The sequence below is a fragment of the Cohnella faecalis genome (genome assembly GCF_003570905.1).
In the GTDB taxonomy this organism is placed as follows: Bacteria; Bacillota; Bacilli; order Paenibacillales; family Paenibacillaceae; genus Cohnella; species Cohnella faecalis.
The window spans coordinates 162602-187743 of the sequence record NZ_QXJM01000023.1 but is presented as its reverse complement, the minus strand read 5'-3'; the positions used below and the strand labels follow the sequence as shown (position 1 = coordinate 187743).

Sequence of the window (25142 nt, the reverse complement as noted above, 5' to 3'; positions counted from 1 at the left end):
TTCACAAATCCAGGTAATTCAAACGTATAGTTTGCGTACTTTACCCCCATTTTTTTGATTTTGAATTTTGCAGGGGCAGGAGACAAGCAAAAAAGCAGGATCAAAAGCGGAATAGACCGCCTCTGACCCTGCTTTTGCTGAAATAATTAAGTTAGCGAGTAGTTATTGCGAGTAGTTATTTCCATAGTTGTTATCCCAATACGTTGTGCTGCCTACCGTTACAGCAAAGGCATACTCGAGATGGGTTGCACCAGGAACGCTGAAGCTGAAGCTCCAGAGCTCCACGGAGCCGAAATTATTGACATCGCTGGTATAAGTTGCATATCCCTCTGTGTAAGTTGCCCAGTTGTCGGTTGAGTATCTGACTTTTACCGTCTTGGACGGGCTCAAGTCTTTAACATATACGTTGCCTACGAAAGTTCCGCTGCTAGTCAGTTCGCCGTAGTTGCCGAGCAGGTTCGGTTTGGCAAGAATAAGGGAAGTCGAACCAAAGCTATACGGTTCGTTGTAATAGTCGGAACCGCCGTTGTTGTCCCAGTACGTGTTGCCATTCACTTCATACTTAACTGCGAACTTTATGAAAGTGAGAGTTTTCAATTCCGGATGATCCGTTGTAAAAGAGCTCGTGGAAATATTGAAGCTCCATTTTTCATGGGTGCCATCCGTAGGTCCCACGTAGCTGGCGCTTGTATCGTACCAGGTGACGTTGTCCGTCGTGTAATGAATGGTAACTTGTTTCGAATAGCCCAAGTTTTCAACTTCAACATTGCCGTTAAACGAGACATAGCCATATTTGTAAGTGAAAACAGTGGAGTCGATAAGTTTAACCTCATTGCCGGATGCAAACGCCGATCCTACGAAGGAAATACCGAAAATAACAGTGAACATCATTAAGCTGGCTACCAGTTTTTTCATTGCTTTCATGTGTAGTCTCTCCTCTTAATCCATATTTTTTTTCTCTACTTCACACCGAGTCTGACACGGCGCAAAAAACAACTCCTTGCAACAAAACAACAGCGAGTAAATCTTCCCTCCCTCCTATGAATGAGCGGAACCAATTCCTTAAATTTAAACAAACGATTTGGAAAATTGATTCCTACTGTCACTATAACTTTAGTGGAATTTACTGTATATAGTAAAAAAGACAGTATTTATGTTGAACGATGTCGAATTATGCGTGTTAACGATTACATGACAAAAGACACTAACGCAAGGTTAGTGTCTTTTGTATTTCTGCAAATTCGGTTTAATTGTTGAAATTAAACTCTACTGTAGGATTGCTGGATGATACGGTATAGCTGCGATTTTGACCGCTTTCCCACACAACACCGTTGCTAGCGTTCTTCTTAATCGCTTTGAACTCGATCTTCGTACCTTCAACCAGGTTGACCGTAACCTTCCAAGTCGGATAAGTCGAGGCCGTAGTCGCGATTGCACTAGCTGGAGCCCAATTGCCAAGCTCCGCAACGTTGCCTACCAGATAGATGCTTTGTCCAGAAACAGTCGTAGCGTTCTTAATAGTAAACGTGACGGCGACCGTTTTTTGAACAGGCTCTTGATCGGTGATCACGCCGTTTTTGATCCAGACGCTCTTCGTTACGAGATAGCCGGCTTGGCCAGAAGCAGGAGTTTGTTGCCCGCCGCTGTTGAAAATGACGTTCGCTTTGCTCCAGCCGGTCAACTTGTAGGAGTACCAGCCGTTGCCTTCGTTCTGCATAGCAACTCCAGGCCATGCCACGCCAATTTTAGTCGGCGTTACGGACTCGTCGTAGTAATAGATGTTAGGAGTGCCCCAGCCGTCCGGTTTGTAATAACGAACCGTAATGGCTTGTTCTTCTTCTTTCTTAAACGTGTACGTTTTCGTCGCTGTTTTGTCAATGTTGATAGCAGTCACAGACAACGTATAAGTGGTTCCAAACGCATCGCCTGCGCCGATAGCAACTTGTTGACCGGACGTGAACGATACCGGTGCGCCGCCGTTAAGCGAGTAAGTTGCAGACGTTGCATCCTTCAAGGTGATCGCGACGTTCAAACTGTCGCTGTTGAAAGAACCTTCCGATTTGTCAATCGTTATTGTCGGAGTTTTGTTCTCCGGAATGACGGTATCAGGGTTGGATTGGTAGATAACGCCGTTCTTGATCCATTTTTCGCCCGTTACCGCATAGCCAGGCTGGCTTGCGCCCGGAATTTGGTTGCTTCCGGAGTTGAAAATCACTTTGCCTTGCGTCCAGCCCGTTACACGGAATACGTACCAGCCGTTGCCTTCATCCGTCATTGCTACTCCAGGCCATGCTACGCCAATTTTAGTCGGCGTTACGGAATCGTTGTAGTAATAGATGTTAGGCGTGCCCCAACCGGATGGCTTGTAGAAATGGATGCTTAAGCCAGCGTTCGGATCTTCTTTGGTGAACGTGAACGTTTTGGTCGTCGATTTGTCTTCATTGGATGCAGTGACGATCAGCGTATACTTCGTGCCGAACGCGCCGTCTGCGCCGATCGTAATCTTCTGACCGGAAGCAACATTCGTTTGCGCTCCGCCGTTCAACGTGTAGGTCGCACCGTCGGCATTCGCGTAGCTGACGGTAACTTCCAGGCTGTTGCCGTAGAAAGTGCCTTCCGCTTTGTCGATGGAAATCGTCGGAGCAGGAAGAGCCGTTTTCGTTTTGGTGAACGAGTACGATTTCGTTGTCGTTTTGTCCGCATTGGAAGCGGTTACGTTCAACGTGTACGTCGTGCCGTATGCGGCTCCTGCGCCGAAGGTAGCTTTTTGTCCGGAAGTAAAGCTTACCGGAGCGCCGCCATTCAACGAATAAGTTGCTGCAGTCGCATCGTTGTAGCTGATCGTGACGTCCAGACTATCCGTGTAGAAAGCGCCTTCAGCCTTGTCGATAGAAACGGTTGGAGTCTTGATTACTACGTCTGGATTCGAAGTGTGAATGACGCCGTCCTTGATCCATTTTTCACCTGTTACAGTGTATCCCGGCTGGCTTGCGCCCGGAATTTGGTTGGAGCCGGAGGTGAAAATCACTTTTGCTTGCTTCCAGCCAGCGACTTGAGTGCTGTACCAGCCGTTGCCTTCATCCGTCATCGCCGTTCCCGGCCATGCTGCGCCAATTTTGGTCGGCGTTACGGAATCGTCGTAGTAATACATGCCAGGAGTTCCCCAGCCGGAAGGCTTGTAGAAATGAACTTTCAGTGCTGCATTCGGATCTTCTTTCGTAAATGTATACGTTTTCGTCGTTTGGCCTGCTGCATTGTTCGCAACGATTTTCAACGAGTATGTCGTACCGAATGCTGCGCCTGCGCCGAAGGTAACGGTATCGCCCGAGTTAAGAGCCGTTTGCGTTCCGTTGTTAAGCGAGTACGAAGCGCTGACAGTATCCGAATAGGTCATCTTAACGGTCAAAGAATCGGTGTAGAATCCGCCTTCTTGAGCGTCGATTGAAACCTTAGGAGTAGGCTTCACTTCTTGATATAGAACAGCGATTTTGCCGCCGCCGATGTTGCCGGTAATTCTACCGTTCGCTACGGTGAACGTGCCGCCGCCCGTAGCTTGGTTGACGTAAGTGCCGCTTGCGAGATTTGTTACGGAGTTGATAGAAGCGTCGCCGCCAAGGTTGACGATCGTCATCCCTTTCGTTCCGCGCTCGATCAACATAAGATCGCTGCTGATCGTTCTCAAATACTCGCCTTGACCTACCATTGCATTGTGGAATTTGTTGACTGCGGCAACGTCCGCATCTTTCCACGTTTCTTTGCCAGCCTGGCCGAGACCCGTTCCGAACTTGCCGCTTCCGCCCGGACGGGCCAGGAACAGCGAAGTTGTCTCAGCGCGGGATGCAATGAGAGCCCATCCCATTTTAATTTGCCAGTCGGTCATATACGTCGTTTCGCTTTTGTCGTTCGCATAAGTATCATGCGATTCAACCCACGTTACGAGCTTGGAGGAGCTGACTCCGGCAGAGCTGTAGGATCTAGCAAGGTCAACGTTTTTGTTGGCGCCGAAGCCTACCGCTTTGATGAGATCATGTCCGTAGGCAGAAGCTGTCAAATTCATGTAACCCGCATAGCCGGCAAAGTTGTCCGCTCCCCCTTGGAGCACCTCGCCGTAGATATAAAGGTTTTGTTTGCTCAAGCTGCCGAGCACGCGAGGCCAGAAGTTCGAACCGCCGTCTTCGTTAGGAAGCTCGATATGTTTGGCGGCGTCAAACCGGAAGCCGTCCGCGCCGAGCGCGATTGCATCGTTCAAGAAACCGATGATTATGTTTTGCAAATCTTGGTTGGACGTGTTCAGGTCGGGAAGACCGATGCCCCAATGGGTAACTTCCCATCTCTTGCCCCAGTCGCTGACTCCTCTTGCCTCATGCCAGAAAGACGGGTTGTTTCGAATAACCGGATCGACATTGGTTGCCGGAGTGTACTCCAAGCTGCCGCCGCCCGCGTTGCCTGTATGGTTCGCTACTACGTCGACGATAACGCTGATGCCGTACTGCTCGGCTACATCGCACATCGCCTTGAATTGATCTCTATTGCCGAGCTGCGCATTGCCGATTTTGAAGTTGGTAGGTTGGTACAGAACCCACCATTTGCTTCCTTCCATCAAATTCTCTTTGTTGCCTTGAATCGGAGAAGTTTGTACGGATTTGTAGCCTGCCGCCGCAATAGCTGGCATATTTGCCTTGATCGTGTCGAACGACCAGTTCCAAGCGTGGAAGATAAGCCCGTCTTTCGTATTTGCCGGGAGTCCGTATTCCTCGGACGCAGCCGCGGATGCGCTTCCCTGAACTGCTGGAGTAAAGTTCAAAGCTTGCAGCACTAAGGCTAGAAATAGAACTATGCTCCATAACGATCTTGTTTTTTTCTTCATAACAACACTCCTTTACAAAATAAAAGTTTATTTTTGCAGCCAACGAGCAGTGAATTGGCTGTAAAAAACTAAAATTTCATTCCAACGTGCCATAAAAAATGTAATGTATCCGCTTACAATTCAAGTCTAAAAAAAAGCTTCCAGCTCTCTCTTAAACGCTTACAAATCACCTTCTAGTACAAGTGCGCAACTTTGGTAAAACGTTTGCACAAATTGAATTATTATGTCGAAGTCATTATCTCATCGAAAGGAATATGTTGTCAACTACAAACAATAAAAAACATGACCTTAGGCACATGAAATACGAACTACTTTTATCGCAATTTGATGAATAAATAGGAAAGAACCGTCTAAATAACCGGTTCTTTCCACAATATCAAATAACCTAAAGTGTCGAATGATGTCGATATTCCAATCTAATGGCCGATGGTCCGACAGTGCCTGACGGTCCGTTTCCTTTGGTAAAGCTCCCTCCGCTTAATCGATACGCGGAGTCGACCGTAGAGTCATAATCTTGGCCGGACCATCCCCCTCTATTCCCTAGCGGCCCTGAAGAAGTCCCGTCCGAATAGACCAATTCGATTTGACACATAACGCCCTTATCAAACTTCATCTTGATTCCGTTAAAATATTTGCTGTCTGTAGCGCTGAACGAATGAGGAGCCCCGCCTCCCGGATTTCCGATAGAATGGCCCTGATGGTCCGAATAGATAAACTGAATGCAATCGATTGAATTCCATTCTCTTACATTAATTTCGATTATTTTTCCCGGCTGGTCGGTAACGTCCAGCTTGCTGCCGCCGTATGGACCTTGGTAAATCACCTTCAAATTTTCGTCCACAATGGGCGGATCGTTCTCTCTTCCCTTTAGATAACGGTGCAGCCCGAACGTAGTCGTAAGCGTTCCCGCCATTTGCGCTATGGCCTGATTCCTCATTCTTTCGGCGTGAGCGTTGCAGGCGGGTCTAAAATATTCCGCGCTATCCAGCCAATCTTTCGAAAAGCTCAGATGCTCACCCGTTATTTGGTCGGAAACTTCTCCATGCGAAGTCCAATAAAAAAACGGCGGGATTGTGGTCGGATTTTTATCGGTATAGCAATTTACTACAATTTTACTGCTTCTCCAGGAAAGCCATTGAGGGTAAATTTTCTTGAAAAATTCAAAGTAGTTGTTGTACATCGTTTTCAACTCTTCTTCCCACTGCTGCGTGTTGTCCTCCTTATACATTTCGATGCCATGTTCCAGTCTTTCCCGAAGAATAATAAGGTGCAGCTGCGATGCGGCAACCGTAAAAGGAATAAGATGAATTTGGTTGGACGATTTCGTTAGCTTTTCGTACAAATCGTCCGTCTTGCCGATTAAATTGGCCATCAATGCGCCTTTTTCATTACTTTTGGCGGCTGTGTAGTGGGTCATCGTATCGCGCAAGCCGTTCAGCTCCGCGTTGCGTTCTTCCATCTCTTTGTTCAGAATTGCTTCGTCAACCAAGCTCTTAACTTGATCCTTGATAGCGTCCCAAATATTCTCGCTGCTTGCCGGCCAAAAAATCTTTAGCAACAAGCTGATCGCGCCGCCAATTGCCGGTATGGCTGCGGAAAAATCGACGCTAATTTCTTTCATTGCGGTATTCCAATCGATGCTAAAGCCCAATTTCAATTCCTCGTTCGTTTCCATTCGTTCAACCGCCTTTTTCGTGAAATGGTATTCGATTTATCTGCGCGGACGCCTGTAAGCAAAAGACAGTCCTTGGGCCGCATCGGAAGCGAGCGAGCTTCCGTGGTATCGGATCTTCAAAGCTTTGGACGAGTAGTCGGTATGGTATTGGTACCGAAGAATCCCTGTCTTTACTTCCGCAATGCCGTGCAGCGATTTCCATTCGACAGGCCATTGCAGCATCTCTTCCAGCCAGTCCATCTCCTCGTGCAGCCCGGCTTCTCTTCCCAGTGCAAGCTTGGCCGACTCCACGGAGCGGCTTTCTTCGCAAGCGAACGAGCAAGGCTGATAACCTAGCAAATTCGCTCCCAGCGGACGAAGGAATGGATTGAGAGCATTCCGGCCTTTCACATCTACTTGATCTACGGCCTCCTCGTCCGAGCCAACACTAGCGGCGGCATGCCAGACGGGATCGATAATGCCCGCACGAAGCCTCTCTTCATTCGCCTGTCGGCAGCAGATCGGCATAATCGGCAGCTGCGGCAAGCGGCTTTCCGTCGCGTTTGAAGTCCAACGTTCGCCAGCCGCAACGACTTCCTGACTGCCGACGATTAGCCGTGCCCAGCGTTCCCTGCGCCCTTCGTTCAGCAGTCGGCAATGCAGTCCATGCTCTGCGGCATATTGATGAAATTGAAACACTTCCGCAGGCTCTAAATGAACGATCACGGCATTCGCCATTTTTTTCGCTACAGCGAGAACTTCAATCCGGGCAAGCGCCGATCGAATCGCCGTTAGACGGGGAGCCCATACTGCCCTTTGCGATTCGCCCACAAATGCAAAGCGGAAAAATCGTTCCAGTGACGACGCTTCCTTCTCCATGCTCTCGCAGTCTGGAAGATCGTCCAATGAAGGCTGTTGCAGCTTTAGAAGCTGCTGAATCGAACTATTCTTTCCCCGCTTCCACAACGCTACCATCTGACGCTCCAGCCGCGGTCGTCTCGGATCGATGGAGAGAGGAACCTGACCGCTTGCAATGAGCTGCTTTTCCGCATGGATGAACAATTGTGTCCATACCTCGCACAATTCCGAACGGTTGCGCCAATCTCCATCGATGGCCGTCCCCGGACACTGGCCTTTGCACATGAGGAAAAACCGGCAGCCTTTGCAGCCGCCCTCTTCTTGCGGCGTGTTATAGAGCGCCGTATACCGTTCAAATCCGGGCTTGTCCGCTTTAATAAAATCGATGCCGTCCTTGTTCGTTCGGCCGCAATTGCTCGATTGCCCGTTTCCTTCCACTCCGCGAACGGCCATTGTCGAGTAAGGATCGCATGCGTGCCAGACGCAGGAGGTCGCACCGTCGCGTCCCATAAGCCCGCGTTCCATCTCGTCCAGCACGTCGAAGCGAATGTTTTTCAGCTCTTTTTGCAGCTCTGCAAAGCCAAGGAGCGCTTGCACGTTCTCCTCGTCGGTTAAGCCGTATTTCTCGCGTATGCTTTCCGTTTCCGACTCCAGCAAATGAAGTCTAACCGAGCGAATTCCGTGAGCGTCCAGCTCGCGAATCCACTCATGAAGCCGCGGCAGCCGCTCTGCCGATGCGTTGATCCGATGCAGCGTAACGATTAGTCCGGGCGGTCTGTGCTCGCGGCACAATCGAATAATGTTGGCTATCGTGCGTTCCGTGCTGCGGCGGGTTCGCTCCTGATTGATTTGCCAGCGCAAATCGTTGAGCTCGTCGGGGCCGTCGATCGAGACGCCCACGTATACGTTGTATTTTTTGAACAGTGCAAGCCGTTCGTCGTCAATGAGGACGCCGTTCGTCTGAAGCGATGTGTGTCCGTATTTCTCCTGTCCCCAGCGAAACAGCTCCTCCAAATCTTTGATCGGGATAAGCAGCGCTTCTCCGCCGAACAGCGTGAAGGGACCCCCTTCCCGTTCGACGGCTTTCTTCATTCGCTCCAAATCGTACGAATGGGGCACGTTGCCGGCTTCCCGCTGCGGATTCTGATAGCAGTAGTGACAAGAAATGTTGCATGCGACGCCAAGCGGTCTTAATTCTACGGCTATGATGCGTTCCCTCCTTGCCTATTGGCCTCTATGAGCTGTATTACCCCCAAACGGCTACGATAGGAATATGATCCGAATATTCGAATCGCTTATTGGCATGAACCCGTTTCAGCTTGATAGCGTTCGGGTAGTTGGTCAAAGCGTAATCGAGCTCTTTCCCTTTTTTATGGGTGGGCTGCCCCGAACTAATGATGTAGTCTTCCAACGAAATGCCGACCTTGGAGCCCGCAAGCTGCTTCGGCTCCACGTTCAGATCCCCGATCAATAGCCAGGGGGCCGGATTTGTGGTGTAGTAATCTTGCAAGTAGCAGGCGATGAACGCAACCGCTCTCTCCGCCGAATCCGCATGGGCAGGAGCGTGAAAAATGAAGACGTTGACTCCGCCAATAAGCCCGCCGCCGACATAGGCTGGAGCGCGGTCGCACAAGTTTTTGAAGTTCTTGCCTCCGTCGTAGCCGGCTTGCTCGTACGCCGCCGTCGATTCGGGCTCGATTCTGGTAAGCGCGAGCTGGGTCGGAATCGGATATACGATCGGACTCGGCAATTGTGCGTAATCTCTTGCGCTATAGCATAGCTGATGCGAGGTTTCCTTGCGGTACGTAATATTGTGAGGCGTCATGGCGGTACAAGCCGTCGTCAGCTCGCAATAGCCTTCGGCGTTTGCTTGTTGGGCGCTCGCAATAGCCGTAATGCCCGTCACGACTTCGGCATCGGTGCTGGCTCCCAATCGCTGCAAGTTCCAGAACATAAAGCTGTTATCCATCTTCGCATCCTCCCGAATAAGTTAGCTGCTTACATCGATGTGAGTTCCCGTATCCACGTGCGGAGTCGTGTCGACATGCGGCGTGTCGGTATCGACATGCGGCGTAATCGTCTGGTCCACATGCGGAGTCGTATCTGCGTGGGGAGCGCCGGTGTCGATATGAAGCCAGCCGCTCCCTTTGTCGATATGACCTCCGATGTCCGCGTGCGTACTCGCGTCCGTATGGATGGAAGGGACATCCGCATGAATTTGCGGCGTATCCAAATGCGGGGCCGACTGGTCGATATGGCCAAAGCTGGTGTCGACATGAATGCCCGAAAAGACGGATACGATCGCCTTTCCGATTTCCTCGGCCGCGAATCCGACGCTGGCCAGCGCCTGAACGGCCTCTTCGGCCGTCTCCCCCGCTCCTTTTAACGCTGCGGTCACTTCATCGATGCCGTAGTCCATAATTTCCTTAGTCTTGCTAGCGATGTCGTTGGCCGATAAATAATCGTAGCAGTCGCCGAGAATTTTACCGATCGCCTGCGCGCTTTGATCCGCCAGTTGAACAGCGCCGCCTTTGACCCAGCTCAGCCACTGATCGGGATTGGTCAGCAGCTTCTCGATAATGTCCTTGACTTGCTCCCACAGCGTCGACGCGATGTTCGCAAGCGCGGGGCCGCTAACATCCAATGTGAGCGCCGGTATGGAGCAATCCACCCCGCCAAAATGAAAGCCGCCTTGTATCGAAGCGAAAGCGGAATCGTTCTTATAACCAATGGACAATTGTCCGTCCACGTTCGCCGCGAAATGGATATTGCCGAGCTGGCCCAAATCCAGGTGCTCGTCAAAGCCGACGACGATACCGCCGTTCACGCCAAGATTCGTCAAGCTGTTGAAGGCGCCTTGTACATCGAGCTTCACTACAGGCGATACTTGCTCGGTTACACGGAAGGCCAGTCCGTCCTCGCCAACCGAAATATACGTTCTGGATATATCCAAGCCCAGCAAACGAATATTGCCGCTAACGAGAAAATGAGGACCTTGCAGCTCCTTGGGCAAATCGGGCTGGGAGTAAGTCGCCAAGGAAAGCGATGGCCCGGTTTTACCGTCCGCCGAAGTAACGGAGAAGAATGTGTCGTTAAATATCGTAATCGGATTGATCGAAGCGTCAGCGGCAATGCCCTTGCTCGTATCGATCGAAATTTTTAGTTGCGCATGAATGACCAAATAGTCGATAGCGGCTTCCACGTGAAAACCCGCATTAAACGGTATAGAGCCGATTCGCGTGTCGGTCGGGGCGAAATAAATTTGCGGCTCCAGACCGACCGAGATCCGGTCGCCTTCAAGCGTCAGACGATAATGCGTCATTGTCGTCATATCCGTCAAGCTCCAGACCGACCCGGCCGAATTGATCGTCAGCAGGATGGAGTTGCTGCCGGAAGGAATCGATTTGCTTCCGTACTGCTGGAAGGCGCTTGCGATGGCGGACAGGTTGCGTCCGTCCAAATCGGCGGCGCACGAAGATGGCATCGTGAACGATTTGAGGCTTTTGAGCCCGATTAGCGTCAGCACGTCGGTCAGCTCCGAAGGCAGCGTATCTTGCCCGGCCAACGTCGTGGCCACATCACGCAAGGACAAATCGCTGATCGCCCCGGCGAACATCGATTGCGATGGATCGACGGAATCGAAGAACACCGCGATCGAGCTGTTGAAATCTTGCACGTCCAACGTCGCGGCAAAGCCGAAGCTCGGAATTCCTTCCCAGTCCATTCCGATGACGAGCGCCACGTTGGAAAGATGGACGGGCAGGTCGCCGAATTGGATAGACCCGAGCATCGTGCCGGAAATCAATACGCCATTTGCCAGCACCATAGCCGTTACATCGAAGCGGATCGGGCTGCCTTGCAATTGCGTATCCACGTGACCCGTCAAAAAGGCGCCCGGCTGGCCGTGCAGCATAAGTATGCCGAAATCGCCCGTCAACGTCGTTACCGAATCGATTCTATTCGTGACGGACAGGAACAGCTTGGAGTTCGAAGACGGATCGGGCATGCTGACCGCAACCGTTATGCCGATCGAGCCGTCAAGCGGAATATCCAAATAGTTCGCCAACGCCTGAAACCCTTGGCTCTTCGTCGTGTTCAAGCGGGCGTAGAAATTCAAGCCGCGCACGACGCCGCTGGCTTGAGCCGGCAGCTTCAAGTTTTTGCCGGCGAGAGGTGGCGCTTGAAAATGCGCCATATCGGGAAATTGAAAGCCGGGCTGATCGAGCGACGATACGAGCAGCATCACTTGTTCCAAACCTACCAGCTCGTCCAGCGCCTTCAACGCCTCCAAGCCCGTCACGGCGCATAGCCTTGCAACGTCCAGTTGGATGCCGAAAGCAACGCCCGTACGGCCGCCTTCCTTCTGCGCGGTAATGGCAAGCAAGCCGATATCCGATATGTAAGTCGCCGCCGTAAAAGTAAAGCCGCCGGATTCGGTGGAAAGAAGCACATAGGACTGCTTAAGCTCAATCTCAAAGCCGGATGGCAGCTTAATGCCGATTTGATCGAACAAGGCGATCATTTGCGACAACTTCAAATCCGGAAGCTCGGCCCGCACAAAGAAATGGCCCGGAAGATCGTACACCGCATCTACGATAAGCTGGCTGCCGATTCGCAGCCTTCCCGAGAAGCTTCCGCTCGCGGGGCTTCCCGTCTGTTTGTTCAACGTAAGCTGAACATTGCCGATCGAAAGACCGAACGGCCCCAGATCGAATTGCCAGGCAGGCTTGTCCAGCATCGTCGCCGTGAAAAAGTAGGACTTGCCCGGATCGACGAAAATTTGCATATCGCTGATCGTCAAGTCCGGAGGCACGGGAAGCTCTGGCAAAACTTGCTGGAACAGGCCGCTCAAGGAAACCGGAGTGGAGTGCTGCAAATCGGCTTGAACCGTAAAGCCCGGATACATAGTGAACACATCGAAAGAAGCCCCGCCAAAGCTGATCGTTCCTTGCAGCGTGACGTTGACGGATCTTCCCGCCTGATTGAACGGCTCCAGTACGGTGAACTGAGCGGATACGGCTTCGATATCGATTCCGGGGAAGACGGTCCATTTGACATCAGGAAAACCGACGGTCGCGTAGACCGAATCTACCGAAGAGCTAGAGATGCCTCCGCTCAGCGATAGGCCTGCGGCTGTCAGACTTAGCCCGCCAAGCCCGGATACGATGCTTTGCACATCGGCTGGGAGCCGGCTGAACAAATCGCTGCCTTGAACGAAATCGGTCAGGTGAGCCAGATTGTCCAACTGAATGCCGGAGAATATTCCGCCGATGCTAATCTGATTCGGATTAAACAGCGTTGTCAGATCCAGCTTGATGTCTGCGCTCGGCACGGTCATTGTGCTCGTCAAGGCAAACTCCGGCTGGTATGTACGGTTGTTCGCCAACCAATCGGTGGATATAGGACTATAAATTCGAAATAAGGGCTTTTCAACCGTTAACTTTCCTAACGTAAAATCAAAATCGAGCGCCGATTGAAGATGTATGCCGGGAACGGTCCATCCGAGTTCATTCCACGGTTCTTTCAGCACGGGAAGAGGCCGTGTCTGCTGAGCGGGCGTCGGCAATGTAATCGTTCCGTAGAGAATCGTCGTGCCGCTTCCAAGCAAAGGCGCCATTAGCCCTAGCAAGCTGGCAGGATTTACGCGGGATACGAAATTCAGTCCGTATGCTAGAGGAACATTCGTTTTGCTGTCTATTCCGGCGGCTGTTTGAAGAATAAACGATGCTTCCGAGAAGACCAAACGATTTAATACGCTATAGTTGGCGGCATATGAAGACTCGGTGAAGTTAGGGAAATCGGGGAGATTGGGAAAGCTCGTGCCGAACGTCCACGGATTTGAAGTCACCGAGCCGTTTTCAATTAATAGGAAAACGAATGAACCGATCGGATTGCCCGCGCTATCGAGCGTAAAAGCAGCTTCGACCTTCAGGTTTGGAACGTTTAGGAAGCTTGCGGCTCCCGTTACAATTACCGCATCCGACGTAAGCTGCTTTTGAGCATTCTCAATCGTAAGCGGTGCGCCTGCATTGTAAGTAGTCAGAATGTCCTGCAACGGGCACCCTTGAAGCGTTGTTCCCGTTAATGTCAGAGACCCGGCATTGATGACCAGAGCTTGATCCAGCGCATTAATATCCATTATTTCCTCCTTCTTCATGACTACATATTTAGTTCTTCATGCGGATATGAATCTTCTTGATTTAGACCTGCAAGGAAATTTTGTCTTATTTCCTCTATTCATTATCACTCCTTCGCCCATTCTCCCTCTCATAATTCGACAAAATTGCTAGTCTTCCTTCTTATTTCCTAATTTTCGACACTTTCGTTTGAATTATGACAAAATAAAAAACCGGGGCGCAATACGATCGCGCTCCGGTTTGTTTTGTTCTATTAACGCTTCCCCATCAGAATAACCAATTGACTTCTATTTTTAATGTCCAGCTTTCTGAAAATATTCGTTAGATGCTTCTTCACCGTCACCTCGCTGAGGTAGAGAAGACTGGCAATTTCCATATTGGTATGCCCTTTAATAATAAGCTCGACAACTTCCTTCTCGCGATTTGACAGCGAGGCTAGCTCCTCTTGCGCTTCTCTCTGTTCGTCCGGCATGCCGAAGCTCGCGAGCATTTTGTTCAGGTAGCTCTGCAATTTGTTGCCTCTCGTATCAATCACATAATAGGGTGTCGGCGTTACCCCGTCATAATCGAAATGGACAACATGTCCGGCAATCTGACACCCGAGTCCTAAGTGGATTTCTCCGAACAACGGATTGGCTGGAGGCGAAGCGAGGATGAACCCGGCTGAAATGATATGCGTAATGAACGTTAAGCCGGCAGCCGCACGCATCGACTGGTCGGAGAAATCGGGAATATCGATCGTCTTGACGAAATATCCCGCTTTCGTCTCCTTCGGTACTTTCATTTCCTTTATCCTCTGCTCAGACAAGCCGGTAAAATAAGCCGAGGACAGAGGCTGCGTAAGCAGATAGTCCAACGTGTGCGCGTTAATCGGAATAATGACCGAAAGGCCCGACAAATCGCCTTTGCTGTTGCGGATGAGCTTGACGATGCTCGTATCCAGCTCGTACAGCTCTCGAAGATGAATATGCTTCAACGTGTACAAGTTTTCTTCGGCAGAAATGACGTAATCGTATCGTTCCGAGGTTTCCGGATGGGTATAAGTGATTTTCGCTTCTTTGGCTGAGGAACGTCTGTTCTCGATGTAAAGCTCCGCCTCAAGCCAGTTGGATTCGTTAAGCGGCTCCCACCGATGGATGCCCGAATTCTGATAGAAAAAGGCAAGGATCGCCGGATCGCCAATATAATAGAACCATTCAGCCGTCTCCCAAGCGACCGATTTCTTGTGTACCGATTTCTTGATCCGATCGTAATAGTAGAGGACGCAGCGCTTCCGAATGCCGCGGTATTGCTCCGGCGCGCGCACTCGGAGCTCGTGAGTGATCGCGTCCCGCATGAGATCGTGCAGCAGCCACCCCCGCTCCACCCGACGGACAAAGGAAAGTCCGACCAGCTTAAGAAAATGCTCCGTCGGGACCGGACTTCCAATAGCATTGGCGAGAAACTCCTGATTGAAATGACGCAGTACGGCAGCCACTTCGACTAGCTCGCGTAGCTGCGGATCCGGCAGCTCTTTCAGCCAGGCATGCACCACTTGAGCGAACACGTTGCTATTTTCTTCGAACAGAATGAACTGATTCGCATGGGAAAGCGGCGTAGACAAGAATAGGGACAAGGTCAGCGGGTGCCCCTTGGTCTTGCTCCAAATCCGATGGATATCGTCTTCTGCCGTAATTCCGGAACGGTGCAAATATTCCTTGACCGAGAAATAATCCAGATCCCCGATAGGCATATGATTGATCAACTGGCGCCATGCGGGCGAGGACAGCCAAGCGCCTTGAATCGGATAGCGGCCGGATATAACAACGAACACCTTGGAGTGCAGCTGCGTCAGAAACTCTTCGCGGAACCAGTATTCCAGTTCCCCCAGCTCCTCGAACGTATCCAGCGCCAGAATGGCTCCGCCCGACTCCGGTATATGCCGGATCGCTTCCTGACAAAGCTCTATCAAGCCGTTCAAATGATCCGTTTGTTCAACATTAGAGATGTCGTAACGAAGCAGCCGGAGCAGATGAAGGCAAAAATCATGAGGGGTATGCGGAAAATCCCTGCTGTCGAGCAGCAGGAATCGCGTACATGCATGATGGGCAATTCGGCGGAATTCGTCGAGGAGGTAGCTTTTGCCGACGCCGCCAGTGCCATAAATATTGAGAATACGTCCTCTATGCCTCTTCTCCGCAAGCTGTTCACGGAAAAATTGAACCTCCTTCTGCCTGCCCACCAGAAAATGCCGTTCAATCTGATCGATTTCATGAACGAATCGAGCCCCGACGTCACTAGCGCTGTCCTTGTCCTTCGACATGCCTCCGAAACGCACCCTTCTTCCTCTAAGTACCGCCGCTGCGGTGAGCTTCTACGCCATAAGCAATCCGCCGTTCACATACGTACAAGTTCCCGTTAAGAAGCGGCTTTCTTCACTTGCCAGGAAAGCGATTGCGCCAGACACGTCATCCGGCACGGCTACTCGCTGCAAAGGCGTCATGGCCGCAATTTGTTGCTTGACCGATTCCGGCGTAGAGCTTGATGCGTCTGTCTGGACAAGCCCCGGAGAAACGACGTTCGCCGTAACTCCGTAGGGGGCGCTTTCCAGCGCAACGTATTTCGCGAACGCATTAAGCGCTGCCTTGGCAGAGCCGTGTGCGGCAAAATAAGGCAAGGCGACATCTGCCGCATTGCTGGAAATATAGATGATTCTTCCATATTTTTGGGCAATCATAGCAGGCAATGCGGCTTGTGTCAACGTAAATGTAGCCTTCATCTCATCATTCAGCTTCTGGGCGAATTCCTCCCATGGCATCGCGAGCAGCGGCTTCATTACAAAGGACATATTCGCATTGCTAACCAAAATGTCGATGCCGCCAAGCGTAGACTGAATATGGGATATTGCACTATGCACCTGGTCGGGATCGCGCACATCCGCTCTTGCCAGCTCTGCGGTACCCCCGGCACTCCGGATAAGATCCACGATTGCCTGGGCGGAATCCTCCTGTTGAATATAATTTACCGCTACGCGGGCTCCCCGCTCGGCCAGCAACAGCGCTGCGGCCGCTCCGATTCCTCGCGCGCCGCCCGAGACGAAAGCTACTTTTCCTTGTAAGTTCATTTCCTTGTTTCCTCCTCATTAATAGACGCTATCGTTCTTGGCGAACGTTTTGCCGTTCATTACATCGGTTTTACAATCATTAGAACAATTAATACGAGCCCTAAGAACGACACGATATTGAAGAGTCGGTTGGCTTTCGCCAGAAGAAACGCTGCCTTGTTCGTCACAGCAGCCGATCCGGCTTCTTGTTCATCCCCGCCGTTCAGTGCATGTATTAATTGTCCGACAACCGGACCGAGAATCCCTACCGCAACAATCTGAATGAGTACATAGAGCACGAGGGAAATCCAAATCCATAAATCCGCGAATTCCCAGCCGGAGAAACCAACGAGCGCCACACCCGACACGACGGCAATCGAACCGCCTATTTTGGGAAAATAGTTGAGCAGATCAAACAACGCAAGCGATTGCCGAAGCTGCTCCATCCGCTGCCTCTTTCTAAACAACACATGACCGAAATACGTCGGCCCAATGCCAACGATCGCCGATATTACGTGAACTGCAACAAGCCATTCCATCTTCGTCCACTCCCAAGCTTTATCATTCGTTCCGCAGACGCGTCATCCAAGAACCTCTTTACTTTATCATTCGAGTTACGGAGGGCGGTATTATCCTCAGGTAGTAAAAAGGTAGTAGCGACCGCATTCGACGTCTCGATACTTTCGGTACGAACGGTTGCGTGAAGAGAACCTTTCATGCGATAGTGCAAAAGAAGAAAGCAATTTTCAATGGAAGCGGAGGGTTCACCGTCATGTCGCCAAGAAACGCCGATCGTGACCGGCTGCTTAGAGAAGAACGACGGGAGCAGCTTAGGGAGGCTGCATTGGAAGTCATTGCCCGCCGCGGGCTCTCTGCTGCCAAAGTTGCCGATATCGCTTCCTCGGCCGGAGTCAGCGTCGGCTATGTCTATAAGTATTTCGAATCGAAGGAACAGCTGTTCATGGAACTCGTAGAAGAAGGGCAGCTTCGCTATCGGGAGTTCGTCGCAGAGGTAAGAGCGCGGTCGGGATCCGCTCTGGAACGGATGCGATGGTATACGCAGCAATGGTTAGGCAAAAAGGAATGGGCAATAACGATCCTTCTTCAATACGCCCGCACTTCGGAAGCGGTGCCGGAACATTTTAAGCTGGAGGTCAGCCGCCGTTTCCTCGATAATCTGAAGCCGTTGGCGGATATTATTAAGGACGGCCAATCGGAAGGCACATTCGTAGCCGGAGATGCGCTTGAGCTTGCACTGCTCTACGTTTCCCTGATGGAAGGCTTGACGCTCCACAATCTTCCGGGCGTGCAAGAGATCAATGCGGGAACTCCCGACAAGGCGTTGGGACTGCTTCTTCTACGGGAACACGATCCAAGCTAGGCGGCATTGCCGAAGGAGAATTGAAAAATGTGTTGACTTAAATCCGATAAATCCCATATGATATTCCCACAAAGTGAACATTTATTCACAATATCTTTCCGCACTATCGAAACTCCACATTGCAAAGGGTGTCTCCTATGGAATTGTTCTGGTTTGTTCCTTCTTACGGCGATGGCCGCTATATCGGAAGCGGCCTCGGTTCGCGCAACGCCTCCCTCTCCTATTACCAGCAGGTCGCGATGGCGGCGGACGACCTGGGCTTCCATGGCGTTCTGCTGCCTACCGGCCGCTCGTGCGAAGATTCGTGGGTATTGGCATCGATGCTCGTGCCGGTGACGCGCAAGCTCAAGTATTTGATCGCCGTCCGTCCCGGTCTCATGTCCCCTACGCTTGCCGCGCGTATGGCCTCGACTTTCGACCGCCATTCCAACGGAAGATTGCTCATTAACGTCGTAGCTGGGGGCGATCCCGCCGAGCTGGAAGCCGACGGCATTCATCTGGAGCACGACGAACGCTACGCGCTGACGGATGAGTTCATGACGGTTTGGCGCGAGCTGCTGCAGCAGCAATCGGTCAATTTCGACGGTAACCACATTCGGATCAAGGATGCGGTCAACTTCTACCCCGCTCTGCAGCGTCCGCACCCTCCTGTCTTTTTTGGAGGTTCGTCTCCCGCCGCAATCGACACGGCTTTGAAGCACGCCGATCACTACCTGACATGGGGCGAGCCTCTGGAGCAGGTCGCGGAGAAAATCGCTCACGTTAGAGCGCGTGCCGAAGAGGAAGGTCGCACGATCCGCTTCGGCATTCGTCTCCACGTCATTGTCAGAGAAACCGAGGACGAAGCCTGGGCCGCAGCGGACGATTTAATTCGCCATTTGGACGACGAAACCATTGCCCGCGCCCAGCAGATTTATGCGAGAATGGATTCGCACGGACAGAAGCGAATGACTCAGCTCCACAACGGAAGCCGGTCCAATCTAGTCATCGGTCCCAATCTGTGGACCGGAATCGGGCTCGTTCGCGGAGGCGCCGGTACAGCATTGGTAGGCAGCGCAGACAATGTCGCCGCTCGAATTCGGGAGTATGCCGATCTCGGAATCGAGTCCTTCATTCTATCCGGCTACCCTCACCTGGAGGAAGCCTATCGGGTCGCGGAGCTTCTGTTTCCCAAGCTGCAGCTGCAATCGCAGCAGGAATCCTCGATTCCGAAGGGTGAAATTGTCGCCTATCATTACAAACCCGATAGCCGTTAATCGAGAGAAAGTCTTCAAGCAAAAACGCCTTCAGCGTCCTTTGGACGAAGAATCGCGTTTTTGTCGTAGACAGGCAGCCCTTATGGTCGTGTAACAATAGGACGCCATCCCACACTTTCGGCGAATTTGTTGTGTAGACGCTCAACAATGGGACGCCATCCCACTCTTTCGGCGAATTTGTTGTGTAGACGCTCAACAATGGGACGCCATCCCACTCTTTCGGCGAATTTGTTGTGTAGACGCTCAACAATGGGACGCCATCCCACTCTTTCGGCGAATTTGTTGTGTAGACGCTCAACAATGGGACGCCATCCCACTCTTTCGGCGAATTTGTTGTGTAGACGCTCAACAATGGGACGCCATCCCACTCTTTCGGCGAATTTGTTGTGTAGACGCTCAACAATGGGACGCCATCCCACTCTTTCGGCGAATTTGTTGTGTAGAGGCTCAACAATAGGACGCCATCCCACTCTTTCGGCGAATTTGTTGTGTAGACGCTGAAATAGGGTGGTGATTTTATACTTTCTTATATGATAAGAAAGACCGTCAGGAAAGCTCATCCTGACGGTCTATTGGGGCTTCGAGGTTATTGATCTTCTCCATCCCTTTCATTCGTTTTTTTGAGGTGGCGAAATACAAACTGCTCCCCATCGAAACGAATTGAAGCATTACGGCGGTACGACGGAACCATTTAGCTCGGCAAATTCGGACCCCAGCTTTCATTTGCTCGCAAAAACGCCTCTCATTCCGAAAAGTATCGAGAATTTTACACTTTCATATTTGAAGAAAAGGCTTCGCACCCATCTCGCGGAAGCGACGCCTTTGTAAAGTAAGTACGTTTCGTAATACAACAAGCCGATAATAGCTTACACCTTGCCTTCGGACAGCATCCGATAAGCGTTCCTTCCTTTGCGCTTGACCTCGTACAAAGCCTTATCCGCGCTATTCAACAGCCCATCCCCGTCTACCCCGTTCACCGGATAAAAGCTTGCTCCAATGCTTAAGGTAATCGGAATCGCTTCATTGTCCACCAGCAGCTTGTTCCGTTCGATGACTTGTCGCAGCCGATGGATCAGCTCCAGAACAAGATTCTCGGATGCAACGGGATGAAGGAAAAATACGAACTCGTCCCCGCCCAGCCTTGCCGCCATCCCCTGGGACGAGACGATCTCGCGAACAATATTGGCAACGTGCAGCAGCACTTTGTCGCCGATCTGATGCCCGTACCTGTCATTGATTTCTTTGAAATGATCGAGGTCGAACAGGACGACCGCAAGCTTATGGCTTTGATTGTCGGCATCCTTGAGGGCCGCTTCCAGCTTCTCATAGAAATACCTTCGGTTCGGCAATCGCGTCAAAGGATCATGATAGGCCAAAAAAGTAATTTCTCTTTGATTTTCCTTCTGAGCCGTTACATCGCGCACGATGAGAATGAGATGAGGCTGATATTCGACCATGACGTAATCGCCGTTGATCAGAACGTCCCGCCTTTTTTTTCATTCCAGATCGTCATCTCGCAATTCGCAATCGCTTCCCTCGCCTGAATTCGATTTTTGAAATCGTCGTGCAAGGTCGCATAAAAATTCGCTTGTTCGAGACCGATGCTATCGAAAAACTGCTTGGCGCTCGGATTGGCTTCCTTAATGTTGCCTTGAAGGTCGACGAGCATAATCGCAGCCGGATTAAGATTAAACAATTTCTCGTACCGCTTGTCCATGAAGTTCAGAAAATCGTACGTCTTCATCGTGTGCCGAAGAATGAAGCACCAGACCACGCACCCATAGAGATAAGGGTATGGAGGCAAGCTGCTTCCATAATCAATCAAACCGAACACCATGTTGCATAACGTGGAGAGCGTCACACCTAGAATCAACTGGTTATATATTGCTTTAAGCTCGCGAGTTCCGGCCTTCGCTCTCCCCTTCGCAAGCGGAATCATGTACAAGAAATTAATGACATTGCTCGAAATCATGGCTATGTAATAGGACTGATTATAGACCGGAACCTTCCACAGACCCTCTTGATAGAATTCGTTCGCTGAGATGATGCTGTCGTCTACAAGGAGATTAATCAAAATAATAATCGCCGGCAAATAAAAAAAATACGGATAGACTATTCTAGGCATCTTCTCTTTCAGACGCGCAAGCTTGATAAATAAATGAAAGCCCAATCCGGGGATCATAATGCCGACGGTGCTGAACCAGGCGGCGGCCAGCGTTGGACTGTACTCGATCGGAAGCAGATTTCTAACATACTCTTCCATAAACAACAACATACAGCACAAAATAATGGCGCTTACCAAGCGATGCTCGACTTTGCCCGGGTTTCGCAGCAACACATCGACGCCCATATAAACAAAAAAGAGAACAGGCAATAAGTGCGTAAATAACGGAATGATAACCTGAGATAGACTCAAGCGACAACCACTTCTCTTTCCATCGTTCGTATGGCGATCTCTTCACTAATATTAGCGTATTTAATTAGTTTTGTGTCAAAATAAGATTATTTTCGTCAAGTTATTACAGTATTCAATAGCGCACAAAAAAGAAGTCGAAGCGCCTGTTGAACTGCGCTGCAACTTCCGTTTTTGATTTATAGGATTAAGCATCTATTTGCGCAGCATAGGCTCGCCAATAATACTCTTGTCGCCTTGAACGTAGATTCTTAAAGCGTTCGTATCTTTGATGTCCAACTCCAGCTCCGTAATCCCGCCGTTTTTCACCTTCAGCTCTTTAACGGAAATATTGTTTTCATCGCGAATCTCAATTTTCAGATCGTCTTTGGTCAACGAGTCCGCCGACCATATTTTTGCCTTGAATTTGCTGTATGCGAACTTCGTTTCGACTTCGATAGTGACGGATCGGCTGCCTCCCGTAACGTATCCAAATCCGAAAACCGTGCCATCGTCCGTCGTTAGCTGCTCAGGCGTTCTGCTGGACAATCGGTAAGTGGCCTCCCCGTTATAGACAAATTCGGAAGATGCCCGAATATAACTTGTTTCTTCCTTCGCAATGTCGCCCTCGACTTTGCCCAGATAAGCCGTCGACGTATTAGGATCCCAGGATACCTTGAGTCCGGTTGCTTCGGCTACCGCTCTTAGAGGCAAATAAGTGGAACCCTTGTAAGTGATCGGTACGAGCTTCGTTCCGTCTTCCAAAGCGGGGTTGAAAGATTTGCCCTCCACGATGACCTTAATGCCCGTGTTAAGAAATACTTTGATTTCCGTCAATGCTCCCGCGCCGAACACATTCATAGGCACGCTCACCGATAAAGCCGCAACGAGCATAGCCGTTACGAATCCTTGTTTCGTTTTCAATCGTTTCACTTCCGACAACCTCCACATTCGTAATAACGTTTCTTAGCGAAACCTCCCCCAATAGTAATCAATCATCGCTTATGAGAATAGTTACTGCGGTTATGGAAGTTGTCATCATTTAAATTGGCGCTGTCATTGTTCGATATGACAACTAGTTCCGGCGGTATATATTAACATTCAGAAAGAAATGATAAACTGTATTCGTGCGCCACCTAATCCAAAGGAGTGACTGAATTGGCCGTTAATGTGTATCTTAATTTCAATGGGAATTGTCGAGAAGTTGTCGAGTACTACGCGAAAGTGTTCGGTACGGAAAGCCCGCAAATCATGACATTCGGTCAAACGCCGCCCGATCCGAACTTCACGCTCCCCGAGGAAGCTAAAGATTTGGTTATGCATACTCGCTTGGAAATAAGCGGCAGTACGGTTATGTTCTCCGACGTATTTCCAGGCATGCCTTTCATCGAAGGCAATAACATTAGTCTAGCTGTCGTCGACAAAAACCCGGACAACTTGAAGACTTACTTTCACCAACTGAAAGAAGGCGGCAAAGTGACGATGGAGCTCCAAGAAACGTTCTGGAGCAAATGCTACGGCAGCGCAATCGATAAATTCGGAATCCATTGGCAGTTCAGCCATGACGACGGCGAGTCGGGCATGTAGATAGCCGGACCCGATCCGGTGTTAAGAATGCGAAAAGACGCGGTGCTCGAAGAGGAGCATCGCGTCTTTGTTGTATCGGAAGCAATCGTTAATCACGCATGGAGTCCGCGTATATACTCCTCCGGCGAACGGGCAACGACCGCTTTGAAATCTCTAATAAAGTGGGACTGATCGTAATAGCCAAGCTCCAAGGACAGCTGAACCCAATCCTGAGCCTCGCCCTTCTCCAGCGCTTCCGCGGCTTCGTGAAGCCGATAGCGCTTAATGACCCACTTTGGACTAACGCCTACATACCTGTCGAATAGACGCTGCATCGTTCGGATATGCATACCGGCACGACTCGCGGCATCCTCCACTTTAACGATTTTCCGATCGTCCCGTATCGTGCGAACAATCTCATTGATAAGTTCAGCGTTAGAATCCGGCTCGGGCAAACGTTCGATTAGAAACGATTCCGCTCTTTCGATCGCAGGCTCTATTTCGTCATGGGATAATATTTCATCCTCCAATTGCCCGCTCTCTACGCCGAACGCTTCTTTCAGACTGATCGAACGATCCGTAAGCTCCGACATCGAAGTTTTCCAAAAAGGATAAAAGCCTGCCGGCTTGAATTTGATACCCACGACGCCTCCGAAACCTTCGACAAGACGTGTCGTTGTCGCTCTCGATATGCCGTATATTCGCGTCGAATCTTTTTCAAAGACGAGATTTACGTTAGGGTGCGTAAGAACGGTTTGCCGATAAGGCTCCTGTCCGCGCAAATCCCAACGGACAACCCAATAATGTTGCACGAAGCCGCTTAATTCCTCTGACGGTTGATGCGGGATAAAGAGTATTTTTGCTCTCCCGCTTTTGCATTCAGAATCCCCTTGCCGGTCGTGCCAACGGTCGAATCCATTGTTTCCCCCCGCTTCCTTACGGCTCTAATGAATATAGTATAAAGGAGCGCTAATTTATCTGCCATCCGAGATCGAAACGATCCGCCATTTATTCTCCGTCTTCTTCAATTGAAACTTATACTCATGTTTGTTGCCTGAATCTGCCGAAATGGTAACGATCGCGCGAGCGGAGTCGGCTTGTTCCTCGATGTCGATCTTAAAGTCTTCCGAGTCTTCAAAGCCGAGAACAGTCGCTGGAAGCGACCAATCATTCCATGTGAATTCCGCCTTAACGGCGCTCTCGTTAATGCAAAGCTCCTTAAGCCGCTCTTCGCGTTCCGGAGAGTTCGCCGCATCGATGAGTTTTAAGCCAATATACTGGGTAATGATTTCACGAACAGCGGTCGGATAATCGGGCAGCGCCACGCTCGCTCCTTCATAGACGAATTTCCCCTGCTTCCAAATAAAGCTTCGCGTAACCGGATAGTATAGAACATCGTAACTGTCCCGCATTTGTATAAACGAGTCATAACGACCGTCGTCATCGGAATCGATTAGCTCGTCACCGCCGACGCCGGTTGCGGATGAGCTCGCTTCTATCACCTCGGGCTGAAGCTCTTTTAATTCGTACAAAATAAAACCGGACAACGACGCCCCGTTCGTAACCCGCGTATAAACATATTTTTGGGGGCTGTCCTGAAGCCGAACGATATCGATAGAGTAAGAATAATAAGTCTCTCCGGCCAAGTTACCGCCCAATCGCTCGAACTTTCCATTTTGTTCGCTGATCATATAAATTTGATTAATATACGAATCGTTTATATCCGGATCTTTGATGTCATCGGATTGTCCGAAAGCGACGACCCTCTCCTCTATGCCGTCCCCGTCCAAGTCGGCCGACTCGTTGAAGAGCAGCACATCCTTCGGATCTTCTTTTATAGAATCCAAAAACGAAGACAAGCTTAGGTCTGCTGAGTTCGAAGCGGGGGCCGATGACGTTTCGCTTGCAGCTGCGGACAAGGAAGGAATGGATGACGGCGGTTCGGGCGA

Annotated in this window: 17 protein-coding genes; 3 read left to right on the top strand and 14 right to left on the bottom strand. The window is 50.5% G+C overall.

The window, feature by feature from the left end:
* Positions 1–162: 162 nt before the first annotated feature.
* The 9 genes from D3H35_RS04490 to D3H35_RS04450 all read right to left on the bottom strand — a co-directional run bounded on the left by D3H35_RS04490 (position 163) and on the right by D3H35_RS04450 (position 17137).
* Positions 163–924: a carbohydrate-binding protein gene (locus D3H35_RS04490; RefSeq protein WP_119147944.1), complete on the bottom strand. Its 762-nt coding sequence runs from the start codon at positions 922–924 to the stop codon at positions 163–165.
* A gap of 322 nt (positions 925–1246) precedes the next feature.
* Positions 1247–4867: a starch-binding protein gene (locus D3H35_RS04485; RefSeq protein ID WP_119147943.1), complete on the bottom strand. Its 3621-nt coding sequence runs from the start codon at positions 4865–4867 to the stop codon at positions 1247–1249.
* Between the two features lie 385 nt (positions 4868–5252).
* A complete protein-coding gene (locus D3H35_RS04480; protein WP_119147942.1) occupies positions 5253–6542 on the bottom strand; it encodes an insecticidal delta-endotoxin Cry8Ea1 family protein in 1290 nt (429 codons plus the stop codon).
* A 36-nt stretch (positions 6543–6578) separates the two neighbouring features.
* Positions 6579–8585 (bottom strand): radical SAM protein, encoded by a 2007-nt coding sequence (locus D3H35_RS04475; RefSeq protein ID WP_119147941.1) that lies wholly within the window; start codon positions 8583–8585, stop codon positions 6579–6581.
* Between the two features lie 40 nt (positions 8586–8625).
* Positions 8626–9348 carry an exonuclease/endonuclease/phosphatase family protein gene (locus D3H35_RS04470; protein WP_119147940.1) on the bottom strand — a complete coding sequence of 241 codons (723 nt, stop codon included), beginning with the start codon at positions 9346–9348 and terminating at the stop codon, positions 8626–8628.
* A gap of 21 nt (positions 9349–9369) precedes the next feature.
* Positions 9370–13518, bottom strand: a complete 4149-nt coding sequence (locus D3H35_RS04465) for a hypothetical protein (protein WP_119147939.1) — start codon at positions 13516–13518, stop codon at positions 9370–9372.
* Between the two features lie 251 nt (positions 13519–13769).
* Positions 13770–15818 (bottom strand): helix-turn-helix transcriptional regulator, encoded by a 2049-nt coding sequence (locus D3H35_RS32045; RefSeq protein ID WP_233567757.1) that lies wholly within the window; start codon positions 15816–15818, stop codon positions 13770–13772.
* 51 nt (positions 15819–15869) lie between these two features.
* The gene (locus tag D3H35_RS04455) at positions 15870–16619 is read right to left on the bottom strand and encodes an SDR family oxidoreductase (RefSeq protein ID WP_119147938.1); all 750 of its coding nucleotides are present in this window, start codon (positions 16617–16619) and stop codon (positions 15870–15872) included.
* 59 nt (positions 16620–16678) lie between these two features.
* Positions 16679–17137, bottom strand: coding sequence for a DUF2269 family protein (locus tag D3H35_RS04450; protein WP_119147937.1), 459 nt, complete (start codon positions 17135–17137; stop codon positions 16679–16681).
* Positions 17138–17370: 233 nt separating this feature from the next.
* Here D3H35_RS04450 and D3H35_RS04445 point away from each other — a divergent pair, with 233 nt between their 5' ends.
* Both D3H35_RS04445 and ssuD read left to right on the top strand, forming a co-directional pair.
* Entirely contained in the window at positions 17371–17979 is a 609-nt protein-coding gene (locus tag D3H35_RS04445) for a TetR/AcrR family transcriptional regulator (protein ID WP_119147936.1), read from the top strand.
* A gap of 137 nt (positions 17980–18116) precedes the next feature.
* On the top strand, positions 18117–19235 hold the full coding sequence (gene ssuD, locus D3H35_RS04440) for an FMNH2-dependent alkanesulfonate monooxygenase (protein ID WP_119147935.1): 1119 nt from the start codon (positions 18117–18119) through the stop codon (positions 19233–19235).
* 866 nt (positions 19236–20101) lie between these two features.
* Here the strand turns inward: ssuD and D3H35_RS04435 are convergent.
* The 3 genes from D3H35_RS04435 to D3H35_RS04425 form a co-directional block, all read right to left on the bottom strand.
* On the bottom strand, positions 20102–20692 hold the full coding sequence (locus tag D3H35_RS04435) for a GGDEF domain-containing protein (RefSeq protein ID WP_119147934.1): 591 nt from the start codon (positions 20690–20692) through the stop codon (positions 20102–20104).
* 17 nt (positions 20693–20709) lie between these two features.
* Positions 20710–21651 (bottom strand): PAS domain-containing protein, encoded by a 942-nt coding sequence (locus D3H35_RS04430; protein ID WP_119147933.1) that lies wholly within the window; start codon positions 21649–21651, stop codon positions 20710–20712.
* A gap of 192 nt (positions 21652–21843) precedes the next feature.
* Positions 21844–22560, bottom strand: a complete 717-nt coding sequence (locus tag D3H35_RS04425; protein ID WP_158593942.1) for a stalk domain-containing protein — start codon at positions 22558–22560, stop codon at positions 21844–21846.
* A 225-nt stretch (positions 22561–22785) separates the two neighbouring features.
* Between D3H35_RS04425 and D3H35_RS04420 the strand changes: the two genes are divergently transcribed.
* The gene (locus tag D3H35_RS04420) at positions 22786–23214 is read left to right on the top strand and encodes a VOC family protein (protein ID WP_119147931.1); all 429 of its coding nucleotides are present in this window, start codon (positions 22786–22788) and stop codon (positions 23212–23214) included.
* 92 nt (positions 23215–23306) lie between these two features.
* Here the strand turns inward: D3H35_RS04420 and D3H35_RS04415 are convergent, their stop codons facing one another.
* A complete protein-coding gene (locus D3H35_RS04415; protein WP_233567756.1) occupies positions 23307–24005 on the bottom strand; it encodes a helix-turn-helix domain-containing protein in 699 nt (232 codons plus the stop codon).
* Positions 24006–24167: 162 nt separating this feature from the next.
* Positions 24168–25052 carry a hypothetical protein gene (locus D3H35_RS04410; RefSeq protein WP_147355738.1) on the bottom strand — a complete coding sequence of 295 codons (885 nt, stop codon included), beginning with the start codon at positions 25050–25052 and terminating at the stop codon, positions 24168–24170.
* Positions 25053–25142 lie beyond the last annotated feature (90 nt).